The organism is Bradyrhizobium sp. LMG 9283, from assembly GCF_045571415.1.
Taxonomy (GTDB): Bacteria; Pseudomonadota; Alphaproteobacteria; order Rhizobiales; family Xanthobacteraceae; genus Bradyrhizobium.
The window spans coordinates 1,424,386-1,444,249 of the sequence record NZ_CP120691.1; the positions used below are offsets into that span (position 1 = coordinate 1,424,386).

Below are 19,864 nucleotides of genomic sequence, written 5' to 3' on the forward strand. Positions count from 1 at the left end.
GCGACGATGCAATTCAGTTCACGCTTGCGTCAACGCGCCGAAGCGTTGCTCTGCGAGGTCGTGAAGCGGGTAGGGCATCGTACATACGATCGAGGAGGGACCAATGCTTCCGCATCGTGATGGCCAGACTTGTCCTGGCCTTCCACATGCCATGCCGCAAGTAGAACGTGGATATCCCGGGGCATGACGGCAATGTTTCTTTCACGACGGCCAATCCGCAAAATTGCTCTGAGGACAGGCCTTGCCGGATATGAGGGATTTGGGCGCCAAAGTTGCGCAATATTACGGGAAATCGCACCTCACGACGCTCGAAAATCGTAAACTTTTCCGAGATCGGGCCGAAGTTTCTTGCGGCGCAGCGGCACACGTTTTAGGGTGGCTCATTCCCACAATCAGAGTCGTGAGGCGAAAGGCTTCACGACGCTCGCCAGGAGATGATGATGACCTTCCTTGCCGCTGCGCTCGACCGTGTGAAGCCGTCCGCGACCATCGCGGTCACGGATAAAGCACGCGCGCTGAAAGCGGCGGGGCGCAACGTCATCGGCTTAGGCGCCGGCGAGCCCGATTTCGACACGCCCGCCAACATCAAGCTGGCAGCGATCCGCGCCATCGAGGCCGGCAAGACCAAGTACACCGCGGTCGACGGCATCCCCGAGCTGAAGGAAGCCATCATCGCCAAGTTTCAGCGCGAGAACGGCGTCGCCTACAAGCCGAACCAGATCATCGTCGGCACTGGCGGCAAGCAGGTGCTCTACAACGCGCTGATGGCGACCATCAATCCGGGCGACGAGGTGATCATTCCCGCGCCGTACTGGGTCAGCTACCCTGAAATGGTCGCGCTGGCCGGCGGCGAGCCGGTGCCGGTGGTCTGCCCCGCTGGAACCGGTTTCAAGCTGCAGGCGGAGGCGCTCGAGCGCGCGATCACGCCGAAGACCAAATGGGTCATCCTGTGCTCGCCGTCGAACCCGACGGGAGCCGCCTACACGAAGTCGGAACTGAAGGCGCTCACCGATGTGCTGATGAAGCATCCCCATGTCTGGGTGATGACCGACGACATGTACGAGCATCTCGTCTATGACGATTTCCAGTTCACCACCGTCGCACAGGTCGAGCCCGGCCTCTACGACCGCACGCTCACCGTGAACGGCGTCTCCAAGGCGTATTGCATGACCGGCTGGCGCATCGGCTATGCCGGCGGTCCGGCGCATCTCATCAAGGCGATGGCCACCATTCAGTCGCAATCGACCTCGAACCCGTGCTCGATCGCGCAGTGGGCCTCGGTCGAGGCGCTGAACGGTCCGCAGGATTTCATCCCCGCCAACAACAAGGTGTTCAAGGAGCGCCGCGACCTCGTCGTCTCCATGCTCAACCAGGCGAACGGCATCGAGTGCCCACGTCCTGAAGGTGCGTTCTACGTCTATCCGTCCTGCGCCGGCACGATCGGCAAGAAGGCGCCGTCGGGCAACGTGATCAGCAATGACGAGCAGTTCGTCACCGAGCTGCTGGAGACCGAAGGCGTCGCCGTGGTGCAGGGTTCGGCCTTTGGCCTCGGCCCGGCCTTCCGCATCTCTTACGCGACCAAGACCTCGGACCTCGAAGACGCCTGCAAGCGCATCCAGCGCTTCTGCGGCAATCTGCGCTAAGCCTGTCGCGACATTGCAAATTGAAAAGGCCCGCTTCGTGCGGGCCTTTTTGTTGTGTTTCGATAAGCGGAGTCGCACGGTCCTTTGTTCTGGTCGGCATCTTGCCCTGCCCTTCACCCGGATCGCGCCGGACGATGCTTCGCATCGCCGGGGCGATCCGACTCTCCCCGCAGAAGGGCGGGGAGAGGTTAAGTCGCGTCCGATTGCGCACTCTATTTCTTCTCGCATCGTGAGGGGCGCAGGCTCGCGCAGTGCCTCGCCCCTTTCTTACGGAGAGAGGGTGAGGTGAGGGGCCTCTCTCCGCGAATTCGATTCCAGATATGTCCGATCTGGCACCGCCAAAACTCTTGTGGCATAGACGATCGCGCGGCGTGTGCCGCGTCCGTCCTGCTCGCATCCCATTCATCGCCGGAGACATTCATGCGCCGTTCGTTCATCTTTGCCGGGCTTGCCGCCGTCAGTCTCCTTGCCTCGGTCGCGAGCAGCGGCGCGCAGCAGCAGCGGATGGTCCGGGTCGGCGTGCTCGAATGCCGCGGCGGCGCCAGCGTCGGCTTCATCGTGGGATCGGTGACCAATCTCGGCTGCGTGCTGCGCGCCGACGGCTTGCCTGAGGACCGCTACGTCGCGACCATCCGTAAAGTGGGCCTCGACATCGGCATCACCCAGGAGACCACGCTCGCCTGGGGCGTGTTCGCGCCGGTCGACCGGCTCGGCCCCGGCGATCTCTCCGGCAATTACGCCGGCGCGCAGGGCAGCGCCTCGGTCGGCGTCGGCTTCGGCGGCAACGTGCTGGTCGGAGGCTCCAACAATTCAATCGCGCTCCAGCCGCTCAGCTTGCAGGGCCAGGTCGGTCTCAACGTCGCCGCCGGTCTCGAAAGCCTGGAACTCCGTCCGGGCCGTTAACACTTTTGCGTGTAATCGCGCCGCGCGAAGCGGCTGGATTTTGCTGACGACGCACCGCAGCGACGTTTGATGCTTGCCAAATCTAAGGGAGGGGCAGAGCATCAATGTTTGCCGACCCAATCATGGGCCGAGCTCCACACCAAGGAGGCGGCGAATGGGACAAGACGTCAGAAGTCCCCGAGGTCCACGGTGCATTGCGCTGGTGGGCCCTTTCCAAAGCGGTAAAACTACACTTCTCGAAGCAATCCTGGCGCGAACGGGCGCAATCCCGCGCGCCGGCAGCGTCGATGCCGGAACTTCCGTCGGCGACGCCACGCCAGAGGCCCGTGATCACAAGATGACCGTCGGGCTGACTGCCGCGACCACGAGTTTCATGGGCGACAGCTACACCTTCCTTGATTGTCCCGGTTCCGTCGAGTTTGCCCACGACATGCGCGCCGCGCTTCCTGCGGTCGACGCCGCAATCGTGGTCTGTGAGGCCGACGAGAAGAAGCTGCCGCAGCTTCAGATCATCCTGCGCGAGCTGGAGGAGCTGAAGATCCCGCGTTTCCTGTTCCTCAACAAGATCGATCGTGCCAGCCAGCGCATCCGCGAGACCCTCGCGATGCTGCAGCCCGCCTCGCGCGTGCCGCTGGTGCTGCGCCAGATCCCGATCTGGAAAGGCGAGCTGATCGAGGGCTTCGTCGATCTCGCGCTGGAGCGCGCCTTCATCTATCGCGAGCACAAGGCCTCCGAGGTGATCGCGCTCGAAGGCGGCGATCTCGATCGCGAGAAGGAAGCCCGCTTCTCGATGCTGGAGAAGCTCGCCGATCACGACGATGCGCTGATGGAGCAATTGCTCGAGGATATCCAGCCGCCGCGCGATGCCGTGTTCGACGATCTCGCCCGCGAATTGCGCGAGGGACTGATTTGCCCGGTGCTGCTGGGCGCAGCCGCCCGTGAGAACGGCGTGTTGCGCCTGATGAAGGCGCTGCGCCACGAGGCGCCCGGTGTCGCGGAGACGGCAAAACGTCTCGGCGTTCCCGAAACCAAGGACGCACTCGGCTACGTCTTCAAGACACTGCATTCGCAGCATGGCGGAAAGCTGTCGCTGACGCGACTGCTCGCCGGCCATCTCGACGACGGCGCCACGCTGCAATCGTCCTCCGGCGGTGCAGGGCGCATCTCTGGCATCCTGGCCGTCAACGGCGCCTATGACACCAAGCGTGCCTCCGCCGATGTCGGCGACACCGTGGCGCTCGCCAAGCTCGATCCCGTGAAGACCGGCGACACGATCTCAAATGGCAAGACGCCGCCCGCGGCATTGATCGCAATCGAGCCGACGCCGCCGGTGCTCGCGATCTCGATCGCGGCGACCGATCGCAAGGACGACGTCAAGCTCGGCCAGGCGATGATGCGGCTGCACGAGGAGGATCCGTCACTTGTCGTCGTGCAGAACGCCAAGACCCACGACACCGTGCTGTGGGGGCAGGGCGAGATGCATCTACGCGTCGCCGGCGAGCGGCTGCGCGACCGCTTCGGCGTCAAGGTCACCTCGCACCCGCCCGCGATCGGCTATCAGGAGACCATCCGCAAGCCGATCACCCAGCGCGGACGCCACAAGAAGCAGTCCGGTGGCCATGGCCAGTTCGGCGACGTCGTGCTCGACATCAGGCCGTTGCCGCGCGGCGACGGCTTCAAGTTCGCCGAGACGGTGGTGGGTGGCGCGGTGCCGCGCAACTACATCCCGGCGGTCGAGGAAGGCGTCGTCGATGGGCTGGCGCGCGGCCCGCTCGGCTTCCCCGTCACCGACGTGCAGGTGACGCTGACCGACGGCTCCTATCACAGCGTCGACTCTTCCGACCTTGCCTTCCGCACCGCGGCGCGGATCGGCCTCAACGAGGGCCTGCCGCAATGTCAGCCGGTCCTGCTGGAGCCGATCCACGTGGTCGAGATCGTCTGTCCGACCGATGCCACGGCCAAGATCAACGCGATCCTGTCGGCGCGGCGCGGCCAGATCCTCGGCTTCGACACCCGCGACGGCTGGAGTGGCTGGGACTGTGTCCGCGCCATGATGCCGGAAGCCGAGATCGGCGAACTGATCGTGGAACTGCGCTCGGCCACCGCCGGGGCCGGCAGCTTCACCCGGCAGTTCGACCACATGGCCGAGGTCACCGGCCGCGCCGCCGACCAGATCATCGCCGCGCATCAGCACGCGGCGTGACCCGTTTGGGAGTCTCCGCTCTCTCACTCCCTCTCCCCGTTCTTCACGGGGAGAGGGTGGGGTGAGGGTTTCCAGAACTGTATTGTGGCGGCTCGGACCATGGCGGAAAAGCAGGAGTTCGCCACGCTCTTGTGCTCGTCGTGGGGCGATGCCGTGGTGCTGCTCGCGACTTCCTGCTCACGATCTTCTGCGATCTCACCGAAGGCATCCTGGTCGGCTTCGCGCTCGGCGCGGTGCTGTTCATCCACCGCATGGCCGCGGCCAACGTGCTCAGCCGGGTCGCGGCCAAGGCGCACCGCCAGGGCATCAGGCTGTTCATCACGGGGGCCTCGCCCGCGGTCCGCCGCGCGCTGCTCACCCATCGCGTGAGCCCGCCGCGCGCACGCTATCGCCAGAGCCTCGAGCGCGCCATCGCCGACATCAAGGGCCGAGCGGCCGACGAGGCCGCCGCGAGCTGACGGCGCGCGCTTGACAGCGCGGGCGCGACGCGAAATGGATCGCCTCGGAAACGACCCCGAGGGAAAGATGACCGCGCCAAAAACTCCCGCAGCCTGTCTGATCGGATGGCCGGCGGCGCATTCGCGCTCGCCGCTGATTCATCATTACTGGCTGCGCACGCTCGGAATCGAGGGCGGCTATGTCATCGAGGCGGTTCCGCCCGAGGACCTGCGCGATTTCGTGTTGCGGCTGTCGCTGCGCGGCTTCGTCGGTGCCAACGTCACCATCCCGCACAAGGAAGCCGTGCTGGCGCTGTCGACGCCCGATGCGCGCGTCAAGGCCGTCGGCGCCGCCAACACGCTGTGGTTCGCGGATGGCGAGCTGCGTGCGACCAACACCGACGTTGAAGGCTTCGTCAACAATCTCGACGCCAGCGCGCCTGGCTGGGACACGGCTGAGGAAGCGCTGGTGCTGGGCGCCGGCGGCTCCGCGCGCGCGGTCGTGTTCGGCCTGCTCGAACGCGGCATCAGGTGCGTGCATGTTGCCAATCGTACCGTCGCGCGGGCCGAGACGCTGGCAAAGCAGTTCGGGCCGAACGTGCATCCCGTGACGTGGGACGCGATCAACGACGTGCTGCCGCGCGCAAGACTTCTCGTGAACACGACCTCGCTCGGCATGCACGGCCAGCCTTCGCTCGATGTCGATGTCGCACGCCTGCCACAAGCGGCGGTCGTCGCCGACCTTGTCTATGTTCCCCTGGTGACGCCGCTGCTGGCCGCAGCAACGGCGCGCGGTCTGAAAACCGCCGACGGGCTCGGCATGCTGCTGCATCAGGCGGTGCGCGGCTTCGAACTGTGGTTCGGCCGCCGGCCCGAGGTCACGGCCGAGCTGCGCGCATTGGTCGAGGCCGATCTCACGAAGACTTGAGAGAATAGCGCGCGGCCTTCGGAGTTCTCTGTCCGTGGGGACAATCGGAGATCGTCATGACTGTTCAACGTGCAACTTTCACTCGTCCACTGATCGCCGTCGCGATGGTGGCCGTCTCGACTTACTGTGCCTTCGCCCAGAAGGCGCCGGTGCCGACGCGCGTGCGCGGCACCATCGAAAGCGTCAATGGCGACACCATGCAGGTCAAGTCGCGCAGCGGCGAGGAGGTCAAGCTTCACCTCGCCTCCGACGTGAACGTGTCGGGGATCACCAAGATTTCACTCGCCGACATCAAGCCGGGTTCGTTCATCGGGGCGACCACCGTGCCGGGACCGGATGGCAGCCAGAACGCCGTCGAGGTGCACGTGTTTCCGGAAAGCATGCGCGGCACCGGCGAGGGCTCTCGGCCCTGGGACCTCAAACCCAACTCCAGCATGACCAACGCGACGGTGGCCGAGAGCGTCGTCGGCAATGACGGTCACACGCTGCTGGTCAAGTACAAGGACGGTGAGAAGAAGGTGTTCGTCGCCGACGACACGCCGGTGGTGACCTTCGTACCCGGCGACAAGTCCGACCTGAAGGCCGGCGCCAAGGTCATCGCCTTCATGAAGCAATTGCCGGACGGCTCGTTCGAGACCAACCGCGTCAGCGTCGGCCGCGACGGCCTGACGCCGCCGATGTGATGTGGAATAGTCGCGCCACAAACTCGCTGTCGTCCCAGGCAGCGTCAGCGCAGATCCGCAATCCATAACCACAGAATCGTACGGTGGGCAAAGGCGCCCTTGCGCCGTGCCCACCATAGATCCGCATGTAGTGCAAGACGTGGTGGGCACGCTTCGCTTTGCCCACCCTACAGCACGTCGCTGCAATCACACCGCAATGACATGATCGTCGATCTCGTCGATCCGGTTGACGCCGCACAGGCCCATGGTCGTGAGCAGCTCCTTCTGGATAATGTCGATCGCCTTGGCGACGCCGGCCTGTCCGCCGGCCCCTAGGCCATAGGCATAGGCGCGGCCTATCATGCAGGACTTTGCGCCGAGCGCCAGCGCGCGCATCACGTCCTGGCCGGAGCGGATGCCGCCGTCGAACATGATCTCCATCTTGTCACCGACTGCGTCGGCGATCTCGGGCAGCACCTCGATCGAGGACGGCGCGCCGTCGAGCTGGCGGCCGCCATGGTTGGAGACGACGAGGGCCTGCGCGCCGGTCTTGGCGGCTTCCTCGGCGTCCTCGACATCGAGGATGCCCTTGATGATGAGCTTGCCCGGCCAGATGCTGCGGACCCACTCGACGTCCTTCCAGTTCAGCGACGTGTCGAACTGCGAGGCGGTCCACTCGGCGAGGCGGTTGAGATCCTCGGTGTTCTTCACATGACCTGCGATGTTGCCGAAGGTGCGCCGCTTGCCTTGCAGCACGCCGGCGACCCAGGCCGGCTTGGTCGCGAAATCGATGAGCTTCGACAACGACCATTCGGGCGGCACCGTCATGCCGTTCTTGATGTCGGCATGGCGCTGGCCGATCACCTGCAAGTCAACGGTGAGCACCAGCGCACTGCACTTGGCGGCCATCGCGCGCTGGATCAGTTCCTTGATGAAGCCGCGGTCCTTCATCACGTAGAGCTGGAACCAGAACGGCTTCTCGACATTGGCGGCGATGTCCTCGATCGAGCAGATCGACATCGTCGACTGCGTGAACGGGATACCGGCAGCTTGGGCGGCACGGCAGGCATAAATCTCGCCGTCGCCGTGCTGCATGCCGAGCAGACCGACCGGCGCGAGGATCAGCGGCATGGTCGAGGGCTCGCCGAGGATCGTGGTCGAAGTATCGCGCTTGGAGACGTCGACCAGGATACGCTGGCGGAACTTGATCGCCTGCATGTCCTCGCGGTTGGCGCGCAGCGTTTCCTCGGCATAGGAGCCGCGGTCGCAATAGTCGAAGAACGCCTTCGGCACGCGCCGCCGATGCAGCGTGCGAAGATCGTCGATACAGGTGATGTGCTTCATGTCGTTTCCCCGGCCCGTCTTACGTGGAAGTCTTGCATCGGAAGATTTCGGGGTCATCTAGCATGGTTGGATGCACAGCCAAATCGTTTGCAGCACGTTTTGCAGGAGGGCGCCATGAAGCGGCCGCAGGCAGGACCGTCGCCGGAAGAGATCAAGGAGAAGCATGATCTCGAGGAGGCGCTGGAAGAGGGATTGCAAGAGACGTTTCCGGGCTCCGATCCGGTCAATGTCACGCAGCCGGCGCCGAGCCGCGAGGACGGCCATGTGAAGCGCTCCGGGTAGCGCGGGTTCCCCCGCCCCTGGCGCGGCCTTCCGGCGCGAAATATAATGTTAACAAGGCGTTATTGAGCCGTTGCCGGGCCCGGTTCCGTAATGATTGATCATATTTTTTGAAGCCAAGTCGGTTTCCATGGCATTATAAGGACCCCCAGCACATCAGGGGATGCGGGGCCCGGTCGGGCAGCCCGTGGTTGTAAAGGGGATTCCCTTGTTGTTGCCTTGGGGGACGATATGAGCCGCAAATATTTCGGGACGGACGGGATCCGGGGCCGCGCCAACGGGCTGATCACGCCGGAGCTCGCGCTCAAGGTCGGCCAGGCCGCAGGCCTTGCGTTTCAGCGCGGTGACCACCGCCACCGGGTTGTGATCGGCAAGGACACCCGCCTGTCCGGCTACATGATCGAATACGCAATGGTCGCAGGCTTCACCTCGGTCGGCATGGACGTGCTGCTGGTCGGCCCGATGCCGACGCCAGCGGTCGCGATGCTGACCAAGTCGATGCGCGCCGATCTCGGCGTGATGATCTCGGCCTCGCACAATCTGTTCGAGGACAACGGCATCAAGCTGTTCGGGCCGCAGGGCTTCAAGCTCTCCGACGACGTCGAGCGGCAGATCGAGCAGTTGCTCGACGAATCTCTCGACAAGCGGCTGGCGCAGAGCGCGAGCCTCGGCCGCGCGCGCCGTATCGACGGCGTGCACGACCGCTACATCGAATTCGCCAAGCGCACGCTGCCGCGCGATCTGTCGCTGGACGGCTTGCGCGTCGTGATCGATTGCGCCAATGGCGCCGCCTATAAGGTGGTGCCCGAAGCGCTGTGGGAGCTGGGTGCCGACGTGGTGCCGATCGGCGTCGAGCCCGACGGCTTCAACATCAACAAGGAATGCGGCTCGACCTCGCCGGAAGCGCTGTCGAAGAAGGTGCGCGAGATGCGCGCCGACATCGGCATCGCGCTGGACGGCGACGCCGATCGCGTCATCCTGGTCGACGAGCGCGGTCACATCGTCGACGGTGACCAGCTGCTCGCGGTGATCGCGCAGAGCTGGAAGGAAGACGGCCGGCTGTCGCGGCCGGGCATCGTCGCCACCGTGATGTCCAATCTCGGCCTCGAGCGCTTCCTGAACGGGCAGGGGCTCGAGCTTGTGCGCACGCCGGTCGGCGACCGCTACGTGCTCGAGCAGATGCTGAACGGCGGCTACAATCTCGGCGGCGAGCAGTCCGGCCACATCATCCTGTCCGACTACGCCACCACCGGCGACGGTTTCGTTGCGGCCTTGCAAGTGCTGGCCGTGGTGCAGAAGCTGCGCCGACCCGTGTCCGAAGTCTGCCACCGCTTCGATCCGCTGCCGCAGATCCTCAAGAACGTCCGCCACAAGGGCGGCAAGCCGCTCGATGATTCCGACGTCAAGTCGGCGATCTCCGACGGCGAGAAGCGCCTCAACGGCCACGGCCGCCTCTTGATCCGCTCCTCCGGCACCGAGCCCGTGATCCGCGTCATGGGCGAAGGCGAGGACCGCATTCTGGTCGAGGACATCGTGGACACCATCGTCCTGGCGCTCGGCCAGGCCGCGGCTTGAGGCACAACAGTTTCCGCGGACGCGGTTCTTCACCTCTCCCCAGCGGGGAGAGGTCGGATTGCGCACGCAATCCGGGTGAGGGGCCGCAGCGATCAGTGAGACCGTAACCCCTCACCCGGATCGCATCTTGCGATGCGATCCGACCTCTCCCTTCGGGAGAGGTGAACACCGGAGCCCCGTCGCATCCCAGCCATTTGCGATTGGCGGTGGTTCCGCCGTCACGTGCATCGTAATGAGCAAATGCGGCGGTTCGCCGCGCCGGGATCGCTGCCTTGAACAAGCCTGTCGTCTTCTCAGAGGAAACGCTGACCGAGCCCGTCGTCGTCAGCGACGTGGCGCCCGCTCCCAAGGCGGCCGCGGGTCCGGCTTACATCGTGCTCGCCGGCATCAGCGTCTCGCACTTCCTCAACGACACCATGCAGTCGCTGATCGCCTCGGTGTATCCGATCCTGAAGGACACCTATGCGCTCGACTTCGCGCAAATCGGCATGATCACGCTGGCCTTCCAGTTCACGGCCTCGCTGCTGCAGCCGGTGGTCGGGCACTACACCGACAAGAAGGCGCAGCCCTATTCGCTGGCGATCGGCATGGCCTCGACGTTCTTAGGCCTCTTGCTGCTCAGCACCGCGCATCAATATCTCGTCATTCTCTTCGCCGCTGCACTGGTCGGCCTCGGCTCGGCAGTGTTTCACCCCGAATCCGCACGCATTGCGCGGCTCGCTTCCGGCGGCCGCTACGGCTTTGCGCAATCGGTGTTCCAGCTCGGCGGCAGTCTCGGCACCTCGATGGGACCGGTGCTGGCGGCGCTGATCGTGGTGCCGTTCGGGCAGCACAGCATCGCCTGGTTCTCCTCGATCGCGTTCCTCGCGATCCTCATCCTCTGGCGCATCGGCCGCTGGTATGCGCCGCAGATCACGACGAAGAAGGCTGCGCCCGTCTATACCCAGCCCGGCGGGCCAAGCTCACGCCGTGTCGCCGTCGCGCTGCTGGTGCTGGTCGCGCTGTTGTTCTCGAAGCAGCTCTACGTCTCGAGCCTGTCGAGCTATTACATCTTCTACCTGATCGACCGTTTCGGCGTGTCGACGCAGGCAGGCCAAATCTATCTCTTCATTTTCCTTGCGGCGAACGCCGTGGGTGCGTTTCTCGGTGGTCCCTTGGGCGACCGCTTCGGCCGCAAGATCGTGATCTGGATCTCGATCCTCGGCGCGCTGCCGTTCACGCTGGCGCTGCCTTATGCCAGCCTCTACACCAGCGCCGTGCTCAGCGTCGCCATCGGCCTGATCATCTCCTCGACGACGTCCTCGATCATCGTGTTCGCGCAGGAGCTGGTGCCGCACCGCTTCGGCATGATCTCCGGCGTGTTCTTCGGTGTCGCCTTCGGCATCGGCGGCCTGGGCGCGGCCGCGCTCGGCAAGCTCGCCGACCACACCTCGATCGAGTTCGTCTACCACGTCTGCGCCTATTTGCCGGCGATCGGACTGCTCGCGGTGTTCCTGCCGAAACTGCCGCGGCCGTTACGTTAACGCATCCTCTCTTGCCGCTTTGCGGCTTCACACATCGTTAGGGAATGCGGCGAGGATGGCTCATTTGGCGCGGCATTCTTGCAACGCTCGCGCGACGCGCGCGGTGGGTAGAGAAAAATCAACCTTAAAAATTAGGGTTAAGTGGCGCTTAAGCATTTGCTGCCATCGTCCGGGTCGTGAGTTTCCAGAACGTGAGGCGTCTGCATTTTGCCTCACCGGCCATAAGGACGAAGCCAATGCGTAGCGTTAAGTCTCTCCTTGCCGCGGGTGCGGCAACCCTGATCTCGTCGATGGCGTTCGCCGCCGATATGCCGATCGCCGCGCCCCCTCCCATGTACGCGCCGCCGGCTCCGCCCGCCGATTTCGGCGGCTGGTATCTGCGCGGTGACATCGGCATGACCAATCAGAGCGCCAAGAGCATCGAGGGTAACGTGGCGCCTGGGTTTACCAAGACGACGGAGGGGCTCGGCTTCGACTCTTCGCCGCTGTTCGATCTCGGTGTCGGATATCGCTTCAACAATTGGTTCCGCGCCGACGTGATCGGCCAGTACCGCGGTAAAGCCAATCTGCACGGCAGCGACAACGTCGTTGGACCCGGCTTCGTCGGCGTCAACAATTACACCGGCAGCAAGTCCGAGTGGGTCGTGATGGCCAACGCCTATGTCGACCTCGGCACCTGGTGGTGCATTACGCCGTTCATCGGCGCTGGTGTCGGCGGCTCCTACAACAAGATCAGCGGCTTCCGCGACGACGGCGTGTCGTACAGCCCGGCGCTCAACAACAGTGTCGCCTATTTCGCCGATAACGGAAAGTGGAACTTCGCCTGGGCCGCTCACGCCGGTCTCGCCTACAAGGTCAATCCCGGCTTCACTGTCGAACTGGCCTACAGCTACATGAATCTCGGAGACGCGGCACCCGGCAATTTCCGCTTGTTCGACAACAGCGCCTCCGGCCCGACCTCGATCAAGATCAAGGAGCTCACCTCGCACGACGTCAAGCTCGGCGTGCGCTGGGATCTCAACAGCCCGCCGGCCTACATGCCGCCGCCGCCGCTGGTCACGAAGGGCTGATCGGCAGCCTCATCGCTTAACGTCTCTTAACGGCGCGGGATCATCCCGCGCCGTTTTGCTTTGCGTATTTTTCATGGCGAGCAGGCGGCGAAAGCACCGGACGCAACCATTGGTTAAGGTTAACAGGCGATGATCATCGCAACAGTTCGAGTCCGATGGAGCGTGGTGATGCGTAGGCTGGTGTTGGCAGCGGCGATGTTGGGGACGGTGTCTGCCGCGCAAGCAGCTGACATGCCGGACCTGCCCGTGCTGCGCGGCGGCTTCACCGATGGTCTGTCGAAGACGACGCACAATTGGGACGGCTTCTATGTCGGCGGCCATGCCGGCTACACGGCCGATGCGACAGATTTCAGCCAGAGCGTGGTCGGCCTGACCAACTACATCTTCCGCGACAGCGTGCTCCAGGGGCCGACCTCGACATGGTCGCTCCTGAACAAGACCAATACCCAGAGCGTCAATTTCGGCGGCTTCATCGGCCGCAACTGGCAATGGTACGATGCCGTTCTCAGTCTCGAAGGTACCTACAGCCACTTCAACAATATGGCGACGTCGACGTCAGGGTCGAACTCGCTCGTGATCGTCAACCCGCCCGGCGAGGTACGGGCGCCTGGCATCACCAACAACTATGCCGTGTCGCTGACTGGTGCCGCGGCGGCGCAGGTCAAGGACATGGTGACGCTCCGTGGCCGCGTGGGTTGGGACGGCGGTGACTTCATGCCTTATGCCTTCATCGGCGCTGCCGTCGGACGAATGGACGTGTCGCGCACGGTGACAAGCGATGTGAGGCTCCGCACGGACACGACGACAACGGATATCTTCGGTAACTCGACGACCACGCTCGGAACGTGGGGCCCCGTTCCGGCGCAGTCGGGGACTCTGGGGCAGCACAGGACCAACACTTACGCGGTGGGTTGGACAGCGGGGCTCGGCCTCGAATACTGCATCTGGGACGGTCTGTTCGCCCGTATCGAATATGAGTATGTGAGATTCTCTCCCGTCATGAACACGCAAGTGACGCTGAACAACGCGCGACTCGGCCTCGGCTACAAGTTCTGACGCGGCCGCGCGCCGCGCAGGTTGACAGCTTCGCGTCCTCCTGATGCTCTGTCGGCGAAAGCGGGGCGGCAGCGATGAAGATCTATGGCGATAGCAATTCCGGAAATTGTCTGAAGGTGAAGTGGGTCTGCGACAAGCTCGCGGTGCCCTACCAGTGGATCGAGATCGACACAAGCAAGGGCGAGACGCGCACGCCACAATTCCTGAAGATGAACGGCGCCGGCCAGGTGCCGACCGTCGCATTCGACGACGGCCGCACGCTGGCACAGTCCAATGCCATCATCCGCTATCTCGCTCGCGACAGCATTCTCGTTCCGCGTGATGCCTTCGCTGCGGCGAAGATGGACGAATGGCTGTTCTGGGAACAGTACAGCCACGAGCCCTACATCGCGGTGTGCCGTTTCCTCATGGTCTATCTCGGCAAGGACGCCTCCGAGCTCGATCCTGAAAAGGTCAAGCGCGGCTATGCGGCGCTCGACCGCATGGAGCAGCATCTATCGACCAGCCGCTTCTTCGCCGGCAATGAAGTTTCGCTCGCCGACGTATCGCTGCTCGCCTATACCCGCCTCGCGCATGAAGGCGGCTTCGATCTCGGCCGCTATGCGTCCGTCCGCCGCTGGGTCGGCGAAATCGAAGCGTTTCTCGGCCTTTCGCCGGCGCGCTGAGTCCGGAGTTGTCTGACATGAACGCCGAAGCCGTCTCGATCCGTCCCGCGCGCCGCGAGGACGTCGCCGCGATCGTGGCGATGCTCGCCGACGATCATCTCGGCCGCGCGCGAGAGCGCGTGGAGGATCCGTTGCCCGCCTCCTATTACGACGCATTCGCGCGTGTCGAGCGCGATCCGAATCTCACGCTCGTAGTTGCCGAGAGCGCGGGCAGGGTGGTCGGCTGCCTGCAACTCGCGGTCCTGCCGGGCATCAGCTCGCAAGGCGGCGTGCGCGGCCTGCTCGAGGACGTTCGCGTTGCCTCCGATTGTCGCAGTCGCGGCATCGGCGAGCAGATGGTGCAATGGGCGGTGACAGAAGCAAAAGCGCGTGGCTGCAATCTGGTCGAACTGCTCACGCATCAGACGCGAATCGATGCGCAACGCTTCTACAAGCGGCTCGGATTCACGGCGAGTCACGTCGGCATGACTGTCCGCTTTTGAGGCAGCACTGCGTGGCCCTTGCGCCATCTGCGAATTCAGATCGCGCATTCGTTCATCTTAATAGCTGATAAACTACCTATCCTTCGTTCACGTTGCTGAAGGAACGAACGGTGCTACGCGACGTCTGACACCGGGCTCGCTCGGTTCGGGGATTTCGATGACAAGCTATTCGATGGTCAAGGTCGGCAACGACTACGTCGTGCAGGCCAATGACAAATGCATTTTGAAGGTCGGCAGCCGCCGCAGGGCCGCGCAATTGATCAGCGATGCCACGGACTTGCTGAATGCGCTCGCCGTCGTCAAATCCCCAAATACCGTGCCCGAGACGCCATCACTGGCGCGTGAGGCCCCGGAACTTCCTTGACGGCCCTTCCCGTTTCCCGTATCAGCCGCGGCGGGACACCTCCCCCCAACGGGAGGCTTACTATCTGGAAGGGTAGATCATGACTGTAGCGAAGCCCGCTTCGCGGCCGACCGTGCCGCATTTCTCCTCCGGCCCCTGCGCCAAGCGCCCCGGCTGGAACGCCCAAAATCTCAAGGACGCAGCACTCGGCCGCTCGCATCGCGCGAAGATCGGCAAGACCAAGCTCAAGCTCGCCATCGATCTGACGCGCGAGGTGCTCGAGGTTCCCGCCGATTACCGCATCGGCATCGTGCCGGCCTCTGATACCGGCGCGGTCGAGATGGCGCTGTGGTCGCTGCTCGGTGCGCGGCCCGTCACCACGCTCGCTTGGGAATCCTTCGGCGAGGGCTGGGTCAGCGACATCGTCAAGGAATTGAAGCTCAAGGACGTCACCAAGCTCAATGCGGCTTACGGTGAGATCCCCGATCTGTCGAAGGTCGACCCTGCGAGCGACGTCGTCTTCACCTGGAACGGCACCACCTCGGGCGTGCGCGTGCCGAACGCCGACTGGATCAGCGCGAGCCGCGAAGGCCTGACCATCTGCGACGCGACCTCCGCCGCGTTCGCGCAGGCTCTCGATTGGGCCAAGCTCGACGTCGTCACCTTCTCCTGGCAGAAGGCGCTCGGCGGCGAGGCTGCGCATGGCATGCTGATCTTGTCGCCGCGAGCGGTGGAGCGGCTCGAGACCTACAAGCCGGCCTGGCCGCTGCCGAAAATCTTCCGCATGACCAAGGGCGGCAAGCTCAACGAAGGCATCTTCGTCGGCGAGACCATCAACACGCCGTCGATGCTCTGCGTCGAGGACTATCTCGACGCGCTGAACTGGGCCAAGTCGATCGGCGGCCTCAAGTCGCTGATCGCGCGTGCCAACGCCAACACCAAGGTGCTCGCCGACTGGAAGGCGAAGACGCCCTGGATCGACTTCCTGGCCAAGGACGCTTCGATCCGCTCCAACACCTCGGTGTGCCTGAAGTTCACCGATCCCGCGATCACCTCGCTCTCCGACGACGCGCAGGCCGAGTTCTCCAAGAAGCTGGTGGCGCTGGTCGAGAAGGAAGGCGCCGGCTACGACTTCGCCTATTATCGCGACGCGCCGGCCGGCTTGCGCATCTGGTGCGGCGCCACCGTCGAGGCCAAGGACGTCGAGCTGCTGACGCAGTGGATCGACTGGGCCTTTGCCGAGACCAAGGCACAGCTCGCAAAGGCGGCGTGAGTTCTGACTCTCCCCTGGAGGGGGAGGATCGACGCACCGATGAGCATGATCCGGAAAAGTGGTCTGCGGTTTTCCGACAAGATCATGCTCAAACAAACAGGTGCGGCGGGGTGGGGTGATCTCTCCACACGGCGCACCGGTAACTTTCTTTGTTGCAGCTTCACCCCACCCCGGCGCTGCGCGCCGACCCTCCCCATCCAGGGGAGGGTGTGAAGGACACATCCCCATGACCAAACCCAAAGTTCTCATTTCCGACGCGCTCTCGCCCGCTGCCGTGCAGATCTTCAAGGACCGCGGCGTCGAGGTCGACTTCCAGCCCAATCTCGGCAAGGACAAGGACAAGCTCGCCGAGATCATCGGCAATTACGACGGGCTTGCGATCCGCTCCGCGACCAAAGCGACCGCCAAGATCATCGAGAAGGCGACCAGGCTGAAGGTGATCGGCCGCGCCGGCATCGGCGTCGACAATATCGAGATCCCGGCCGCGACGGCAAAGGGCATCATCGTGATGAACACGCCGTTCGGCAATTCGATCACGACCGCCGAGCACGCCATCACCCTGATGCTGGCGCTGGCCCGCGAGATCCCGCAGGCCGACATCTCGACCCAGGCCGGCAAGTGGGAGAAGAACCGCTTCATGGGCGTCGAGATCACCGGCAAGGTGCTGGGCATCGTCGGCTGCGGCAACATCGGCTCGATCGTCGCCGACCGCGCGCTCGGCCTGCGCATGAAGGTGATCGCGTTCGATCCGTTCCTGTCGCCGGAGCGTGCCAAGGACATCGGTGTCGAGAAGGTCGAGCTCGACGACCTGCTCAAGCGCGCCGACTTCATCACGCTGCACACGCCGCTGACCGAGAAGACGAAAAACATCATCGATGCGGCCGCGATCGCCAAGATGAAGAAGGGCGTGCGCCTGATCAACTGCGCCCGCGGCGGTCTGGTCGACGAGCAGGCCGTGGTCGATGCGCTCAATTCCAAGCACATTGCGGGTGCCGCCTTCGACGTCTTCGTCGAGGAGCCCGCGACATCCAACGTGCTGTTCGGCCACCCCAACGTGATCTGCACGCCGCATCTCGGGGCCTCGACCACGGAAGCGCAGGAGAACGTCGCGCTCCAGGTCGCCGAGCAGATGTCGGACTACCTGCTCACCGGCGCGATCTCGAATGCGGTCAACTTCCCTTCGATCACAGCGGAAGAAGCACCGAAGCTGAAACCGTTCATCGCGCTCGCCGAGAAGCTCGGCTCGTTCGCCGGCCAGCTCACTGAATCCGGCATTCTCAAGGTCGAGATCACCTATGAGGGCCATGTCGCCGAGATGAAGATCAAGGCGATCACCTCCGCGGTGCTGTCGGGCCTGCTGCGGCCGATGCTGGGCGAGGTCAACGTCGTCTCGGCGCCGGTCGTCGCCAAGGAGCGTGGCATGGTGGTGGACGAGATCGTGCGCGCCGCCCAGAGCGACTATGAGAGCCTGATCACCGTCACCGTCGCGACAGAACGCCAGGAGCGCTCGGTCTCCGGCACCGTCTATCACGACGGCAAGCCGCGTCTCGTCGACGTCAAGGGCATCCGCGTCGATGCCGAGTTCGGTAAGTCGATGATTTACGTCACCAACGAGGACAAGCCGGGCTTCATCGGCAAGTTCGCAAGCCTCCTCGGCGATGCCAAGATCAACATCGCCACCTTCCATCTCGGCCGCGTCGCGCCCGGCAGCGATGCCATTGCCCTCGTCGAGGTCGACGGCGTGGTGCCTGCCGACGTGCTCGCCAAGGTGCAGGCCCTGCCGCAGGTCAAGCAGGCCAAGGCGCTGACGTTTTGATCCTTCACCTCTCCCCGCTGGGGAGAGGTGACACAGCAACCCGACAGAGTCGGATTCCTAGAGCCTTCTACAGACATATTCCGACCCGCGGAACGCCTCCATTGCCCGGAGGCGGCGTTTTTCTTTCCCGCGACCTTCCAACTTTGTGTACCAATGGCGTCAGGACGCTCGGTTCAAAATCGTTCGAAAAGGGAGAAAACAATGCGTGAAGCCGTCATCGTTTCCTATGCGCGCACGGGCCTCGCGAAATCTGCCCGCGGCGGGTTCAACATCACGCCGCCGATGTCGCTTGCGGCGCACGCCATCCACCATGCAGTCGATCGCGCCGGCGTCGAGAAGGATTATGTCGAGGACTGCTACCTCGGCAATTGCGCCCATGGCGCGCCGAACATCGGCCGCCAGGCCGCGCTGCTTGCGGGCCTGCCGAAGACCACCGCCGGCGTTTCGGTGAACCGCTTCTGCTCCTCGGGCCTGCAGACCATCGCGATGGCCGCGAACTCGATCCGCTCCGACGGCGCCGATTGCATCGTCGCCGGCGGCGTCGAGAGCATTTCGATCCCGGGCGGCGGCTCGCCCAAGGAATCGATCGATCCTGAGCTGCTCAAGGTCGCTCCCGACATCTTCATGGCGATGATCGACACCGCCGACATCGTCGCCGAGCGCTACAAGCTCAGCCGCGAATACCAGGACGAGTACTCGCTGGAATCGCAGCGCCGCATGGCCTCGGCGCAGCAGGCCGGCAAGTTCAAGGACGAGATCGTCCCGATGAAGACCAAGATGAAGGTCGTCGACAAGCAGACCAAGGCGGAGAGCATCGTCGACTACACGGTCGATCGTGACGAGTGCAACCGTCCAGACACCACGATGGAAGGATTGGCAAAACTCGAGCCGGTGAAGGGCCCCGGCAAGTACGTCACCGCCGGCAATGCCAGCCAGCTCTCGGACGGCGCCGCCGCCGTGGTGCTGATGGAGGCCAAGGATGCCGAGAAGCGCGGCCTCAAGCCGCTCGGCCGCTTCGTCGCCTGGGCGACCGCCGGCTGCGAGCCCGACGAGATGGGCATCGGCCCGGTGTTCGCGATCCCGAAGCTCTTGAAGCGCACCGGCCTCAAGATCGACGACATCGATCTGTGGGAGCTCAACGAGGCCTTCGCCAGCCAGTGCCTATATTGCCGCGACAAGCTCGGCATCGACCCCGCGAAGTACAACGTCAATGGCGGCTCGATCGCGATCGGCCATCCCTTCGGCATGACCGGCGCCCGTCTCACCGGCCATCTGCTGCAGGAAGGCGCGCGGCGCAAGGCCAAGTGGGGCGTGGTGACGATGTGCATCGGCGGCGGCCAGGGCGGCGCCGGCCTGTTCGAGATTTATAGCTGAGATCGCCGCAAGGAACGGGAAAGGGCACGGCGCGGCAAGCGCCGTGCCCTTTTGTTTGAACCATTGTGCTGCAAGGCTGCTCGCTGCAACCGAAGCCTTATTCGTCGAGCGCAGGAAATCTTTGCCGGGCCGCGCGTTATGCGCGACAGGAAGATCGAGGAGAACGCTCGCGGATAACTATGTCAGCAATCCTTCTGGCGCTCCCGCTGATGGCAGGGCCGGCGATCGCGCAGCAGACAACGCCGAACCCGAACATGCAGAGTGCGGCGGACAAGGGCATCAAAACGG

17 protein-coding genes and 1 pseudogene are annotated in these 19,864 nt (G+C 64.0%); 17 read left to right on the forward strand and 1 reads right to left on the reverse strand.

Going from position 1 to position 19,864, the window contains the following annotated elements:
* The first annotated feature begins 440 nt into the window (after nucleotides 1-440).
* The 6 genes and pseudogenes from P6U29_RS06750 to P6U29_RS06775 all read left to right on the forward strand — a co-directional run bounded on the left by P6U29_RS06750 (nucleotide 441) and on the right by P6U29_RS06775 (nucleotide 6,797).
* Nucleotides 441-1,643: a pyridoxal phosphate-dependent aminotransferase gene (locus tag P6U29_RS06750; RefSeq protein ID WP_407116881.1), complete on the forward strand. Its 1,203-nt coding sequence runs from the start codon at nucleotides 441-443 to the stop codon at nucleotides 1,641-1,643.
* A gap of 420 nt (nucleotides 1,644-2,063) precedes the next feature.
* On the forward strand, nucleotides 2,064-2,546 hold the full coding sequence (locus tag P6U29_RS06755) for a DUF992 domain-containing protein (RefSeq protein ID WP_407116882.1): 483 nt from the start codon (nucleotides 2,064-2,066) through the stop codon (nucleotides 2,544-2,546).
* A gap of 154 nt (nucleotides 2,547-2,700) precedes the next feature.
* On the forward strand, nucleotides 2,701-4,749 hold the full coding sequence (locus tag P6U29_RS06760; RefSeq protein WP_407116883.1) for an elongation factor G: 2,049 nt from the start codon (nucleotides 2,701-2,703) through the stop codon (nucleotides 4,747-4,749).
* 81 nt (nucleotides 4,750-4,830) lie between these two features.
* A pseudogene (locus tag P6U29_RS06765) lies at nucleotides 4,831-5,207 on the forward strand (sodium-independent anion transporter); the annotation flags it as partial.
* 67 nt (nucleotides 5,208-5,274) lie between these two features.
* On the forward strand, nucleotides 5,275-6,114 hold the full coding sequence (locus P6U29_RS06770; protein ID WP_407116884.1) for a shikimate dehydrogenase: 840 nt from the start codon (nucleotides 5,275-5,277) through the stop codon (nucleotides 6,112-6,114).
* Nucleotides 6,115-6,170: 56 nt separating this feature from the next.
* A complete protein-coding gene (locus tag P6U29_RS06775) occupies nucleotides 6,171-6,797 on the forward strand; it encodes a hypothetical protein (protein WP_407116885.1) in 627 nt (208 codons plus the stop codon).
* 186 nt (nucleotides 6,798-6,983) lie between these two features.
* On the opposite strand, the gene P6U29_RS06780 is transcribed toward P6U29_RS06775, so the two are convergent.
* Nucleotides 6,984-8,120: an L-lactate dehydrogenase gene (locus P6U29_RS06780; protein ID WP_407116886.1), complete on the reverse strand. Its 1,137-nt coding sequence runs from the start codon at nucleotides 8,118-8,120 to the stop codon at nucleotides 6,984-6,986.
* 114 nt (nucleotides 8,121-8,234) lie between these two features.
* On the opposite strand from P6U29_RS06780, the gene P6U29_RS06785 reads away from it, so the two are divergent.
* The 11 genes from P6U29_RS06785 (at nucleotide 8,235) to P6U29_RS06835 (ending at nucleotide 19,576) form a co-directional block, all read left to right on the forward strand.
* Nucleotides 8,235-8,402: a hypothetical protein gene (locus P6U29_RS06785; protein ID WP_407116887.1), complete on the forward strand. Its 168-nt coding sequence runs from the start codon at nucleotides 8,235-8,237 to the stop codon at nucleotides 8,400-8,402.
* A 228-nt stretch (nucleotides 8,403-8,630) separates the two neighbouring features.
* On the forward strand, nucleotides 8,631-9,974 hold the full coding sequence (glmM, locus tag P6U29_RS06790; RefSeq protein WP_407116888.1) for a phosphoglucosamine mutase: 1,344 nt from the start codon (nucleotides 8,631-8,633) through the stop codon (nucleotides 9,972-9,974).
* A gap of 272 nt (nucleotides 9,975-10,246) precedes the next feature.
* Complete coding sequence (locus P6U29_RS06795; RefSeq protein ID WP_407116889.1) at nucleotides 10,247-11,497, forward strand: MFS transporter; 1,251 nt, start codon at nucleotides 10,247-10,249, stop codon at nucleotides 11,495-11,497.
* Nucleotides 11,498-11,733: 236 nt separating this feature from the next.
* A complete protein-coding gene (locus P6U29_RS06800) occupies nucleotides 11,734-12,567 on the forward strand; it encodes an outer membrane protein (protein ID WP_407116890.1) in 834 nt (277 codons plus the stop codon).
* A gap of 168 nt (nucleotides 12,568-12,735) precedes the next feature.
* Complete coding sequence (locus tag P6U29_RS06805; RefSeq protein WP_407116891.1) at nucleotides 12,736-13,623, forward strand: outer membrane protein; 888 nt, start codon at nucleotides 12,736-12,738, stop codon at nucleotides 13,621-13,623.
* 74 nt (nucleotides 13,624-13,697) lie between these two features.
* Nucleotides 13,698-14,288, forward strand: a complete 591-nt coding sequence (locus tag P6U29_RS06810) for a glutathione S-transferase family protein (protein ID WP_407116892.1) — start codon at nucleotides 13,698-13,700, stop codon at nucleotides 14,286-14,288.
* 17 nt (nucleotides 14,289-14,305) lie between these two features.
* Nucleotides 14,306-14,770, forward strand: coding sequence for a GNAT family N-acetyltransferase (locus P6U29_RS06815; protein WP_407116893.1), 465 nt, complete (start codon nucleotides 14,306-14,308; stop codon nucleotides 14,768-14,770).
* Nucleotides 14,771-14,927: 157 nt separating this feature from the next.
* Nucleotides 14,928-15,134: a hypothetical protein gene (locus P6U29_RS06820; RefSeq protein WP_407116894.1), complete on the forward strand. Its 207-nt coding sequence runs from the start codon at nucleotides 14,928-14,930 to the stop codon at nucleotides 15,132-15,134.
* A 79-nt stretch (nucleotides 15,135-15,213) separates the two neighbouring features.
* On the forward strand, nucleotides 15,214-16,386 hold the full coding sequence (locus P6U29_RS06825; RefSeq protein ID WP_407116895.1) for a phosphoserine transaminase: 1,173 nt from the start codon (nucleotides 15,214-15,216) through the stop codon (nucleotides 16,384-16,386).
* A gap of 226 nt (nucleotides 16,387-16,612) precedes the next feature.
* Entirely contained in the window at nucleotides 16,613-18,202 is a 1,590-nt protein-coding gene (gene serA / locus P6U29_RS06830) for a phosphoglycerate dehydrogenase (protein ID WP_407116896.1), read from the forward strand.
* Between the two features lie 201 nt (nucleotides 18,203-18,403).
* Entirely contained in the window at nucleotides 18,404-19,576 is a 1,173-nt protein-coding gene (locus P6U29_RS06835) for a thiolase family protein (protein WP_407116897.1), read from the forward strand.
* Nucleotides 19,577-19,864: the final 288 nt, after the last annotated feature.

Coding starts and splice junctions, on each gene's coding strand:
- P6U29_RS06750 (WP_407116881.1), top strand. CDS start 441: ATGACCTTCCTTGCCGCTGCGCTCGACCGTGTGAAGCCGTCCGCGACC.
- P6U29_RS06755 (WP_407116882.1), top strand. CDS start 2,064: ATGCGCCGTTCGTTCATCTTTGCCGGGCTTGCCGCCGTCAGTCTCCTT.
- P6U29_RS06760 (WP_407116883.1), top strand. CDS start 2,701: ATGGGACAAGACGTCAGAAGTCCCCGAGGTCCACGGTGCATTGCGCTG.
- P6U29_RS06770 (WP_407116884.1), top strand. CDS start 5,275: ATGACCGCGCCAAAAACTCCCGCAGCCTGTCTGATCGGATGGCCGGCG.
- P6U29_RS06775 (WP_407116885.1), top strand. CDS start 6,171: ATGACTGTTCAACGTGCAACTTTCACTCGTCCACTGATCGCCGTCGCG.
- P6U29_RS06780 (WP_407116886.1), bottom strand. CDS start 8,120: ATGAAGCACATCACCTGTATCGACGATCTTCGCACGCTGCATCGGCGG.
- P6U29_RS06785 (WP_407116887.1), top strand. CDS start 8,235: ATGAAGCGGCCGCAGGCAGGACCGTCGCCGGAAGAGATCAAGGAGAAG.
- glmM (WP_407116888.1), top strand. CDS start 8,631: ATGAGCCGCAAATATTTCGGGACGGACGGGATCCGGGGCCGCGCCAAC.
- P6U29_RS06800 (WP_407116890.1), top strand. CDS start 11,734: ATGCGTAGCGTTAAGTCTCTCCTTGCCGCGGGTGCGGCAACCCTGATC.
- P6U29_RS06805 (WP_407116891.1), top strand. CDS start 12,736: ATGCGTAGGCTGGTGTTGGCAGCGGCGATGTTGGGGACGGTGTCTGCC.
- P6U29_RS06810 (WP_407116892.1), top strand. CDS start 13,698: ATGAAGATCTATGGCGATAGCAATTCCGGAAATTGTCTGAAGGTGAAG.
- P6U29_RS06815 (WP_407116893.1), top strand. CDS start 14,306: ATGAACGCCGAAGCCGTCTCGATCCGTCCCGCGCGCCGCGAGGACGTC.
- P6U29_RS06820 (WP_407116894.1), top strand. CDS start 14,928: ATGACAAGCTATTCGATGGTCAAGGTCGGCAACGACTACGTCGTGCAG.
- P6U29_RS06825 (WP_407116895.1), top strand. CDS start 15,214: ATGACTGTAGCGAAGCCCGCTTCGCGGCCGACCGTGCCGCATTTCTCC.
- serA (WP_407116896.1), top strand. CDS start 16,613: ATGACCAAACCCAAAGTTCTCATTTCCGACGCGCTCTCGCCCGCTGCC.
- P6U29_RS06835 (WP_407116897.1), top strand. CDS start 18,404: ATGCGTGAAGCCGTCATCGTTTCCTATGCGCGCACGGGCCTCGCGAAA.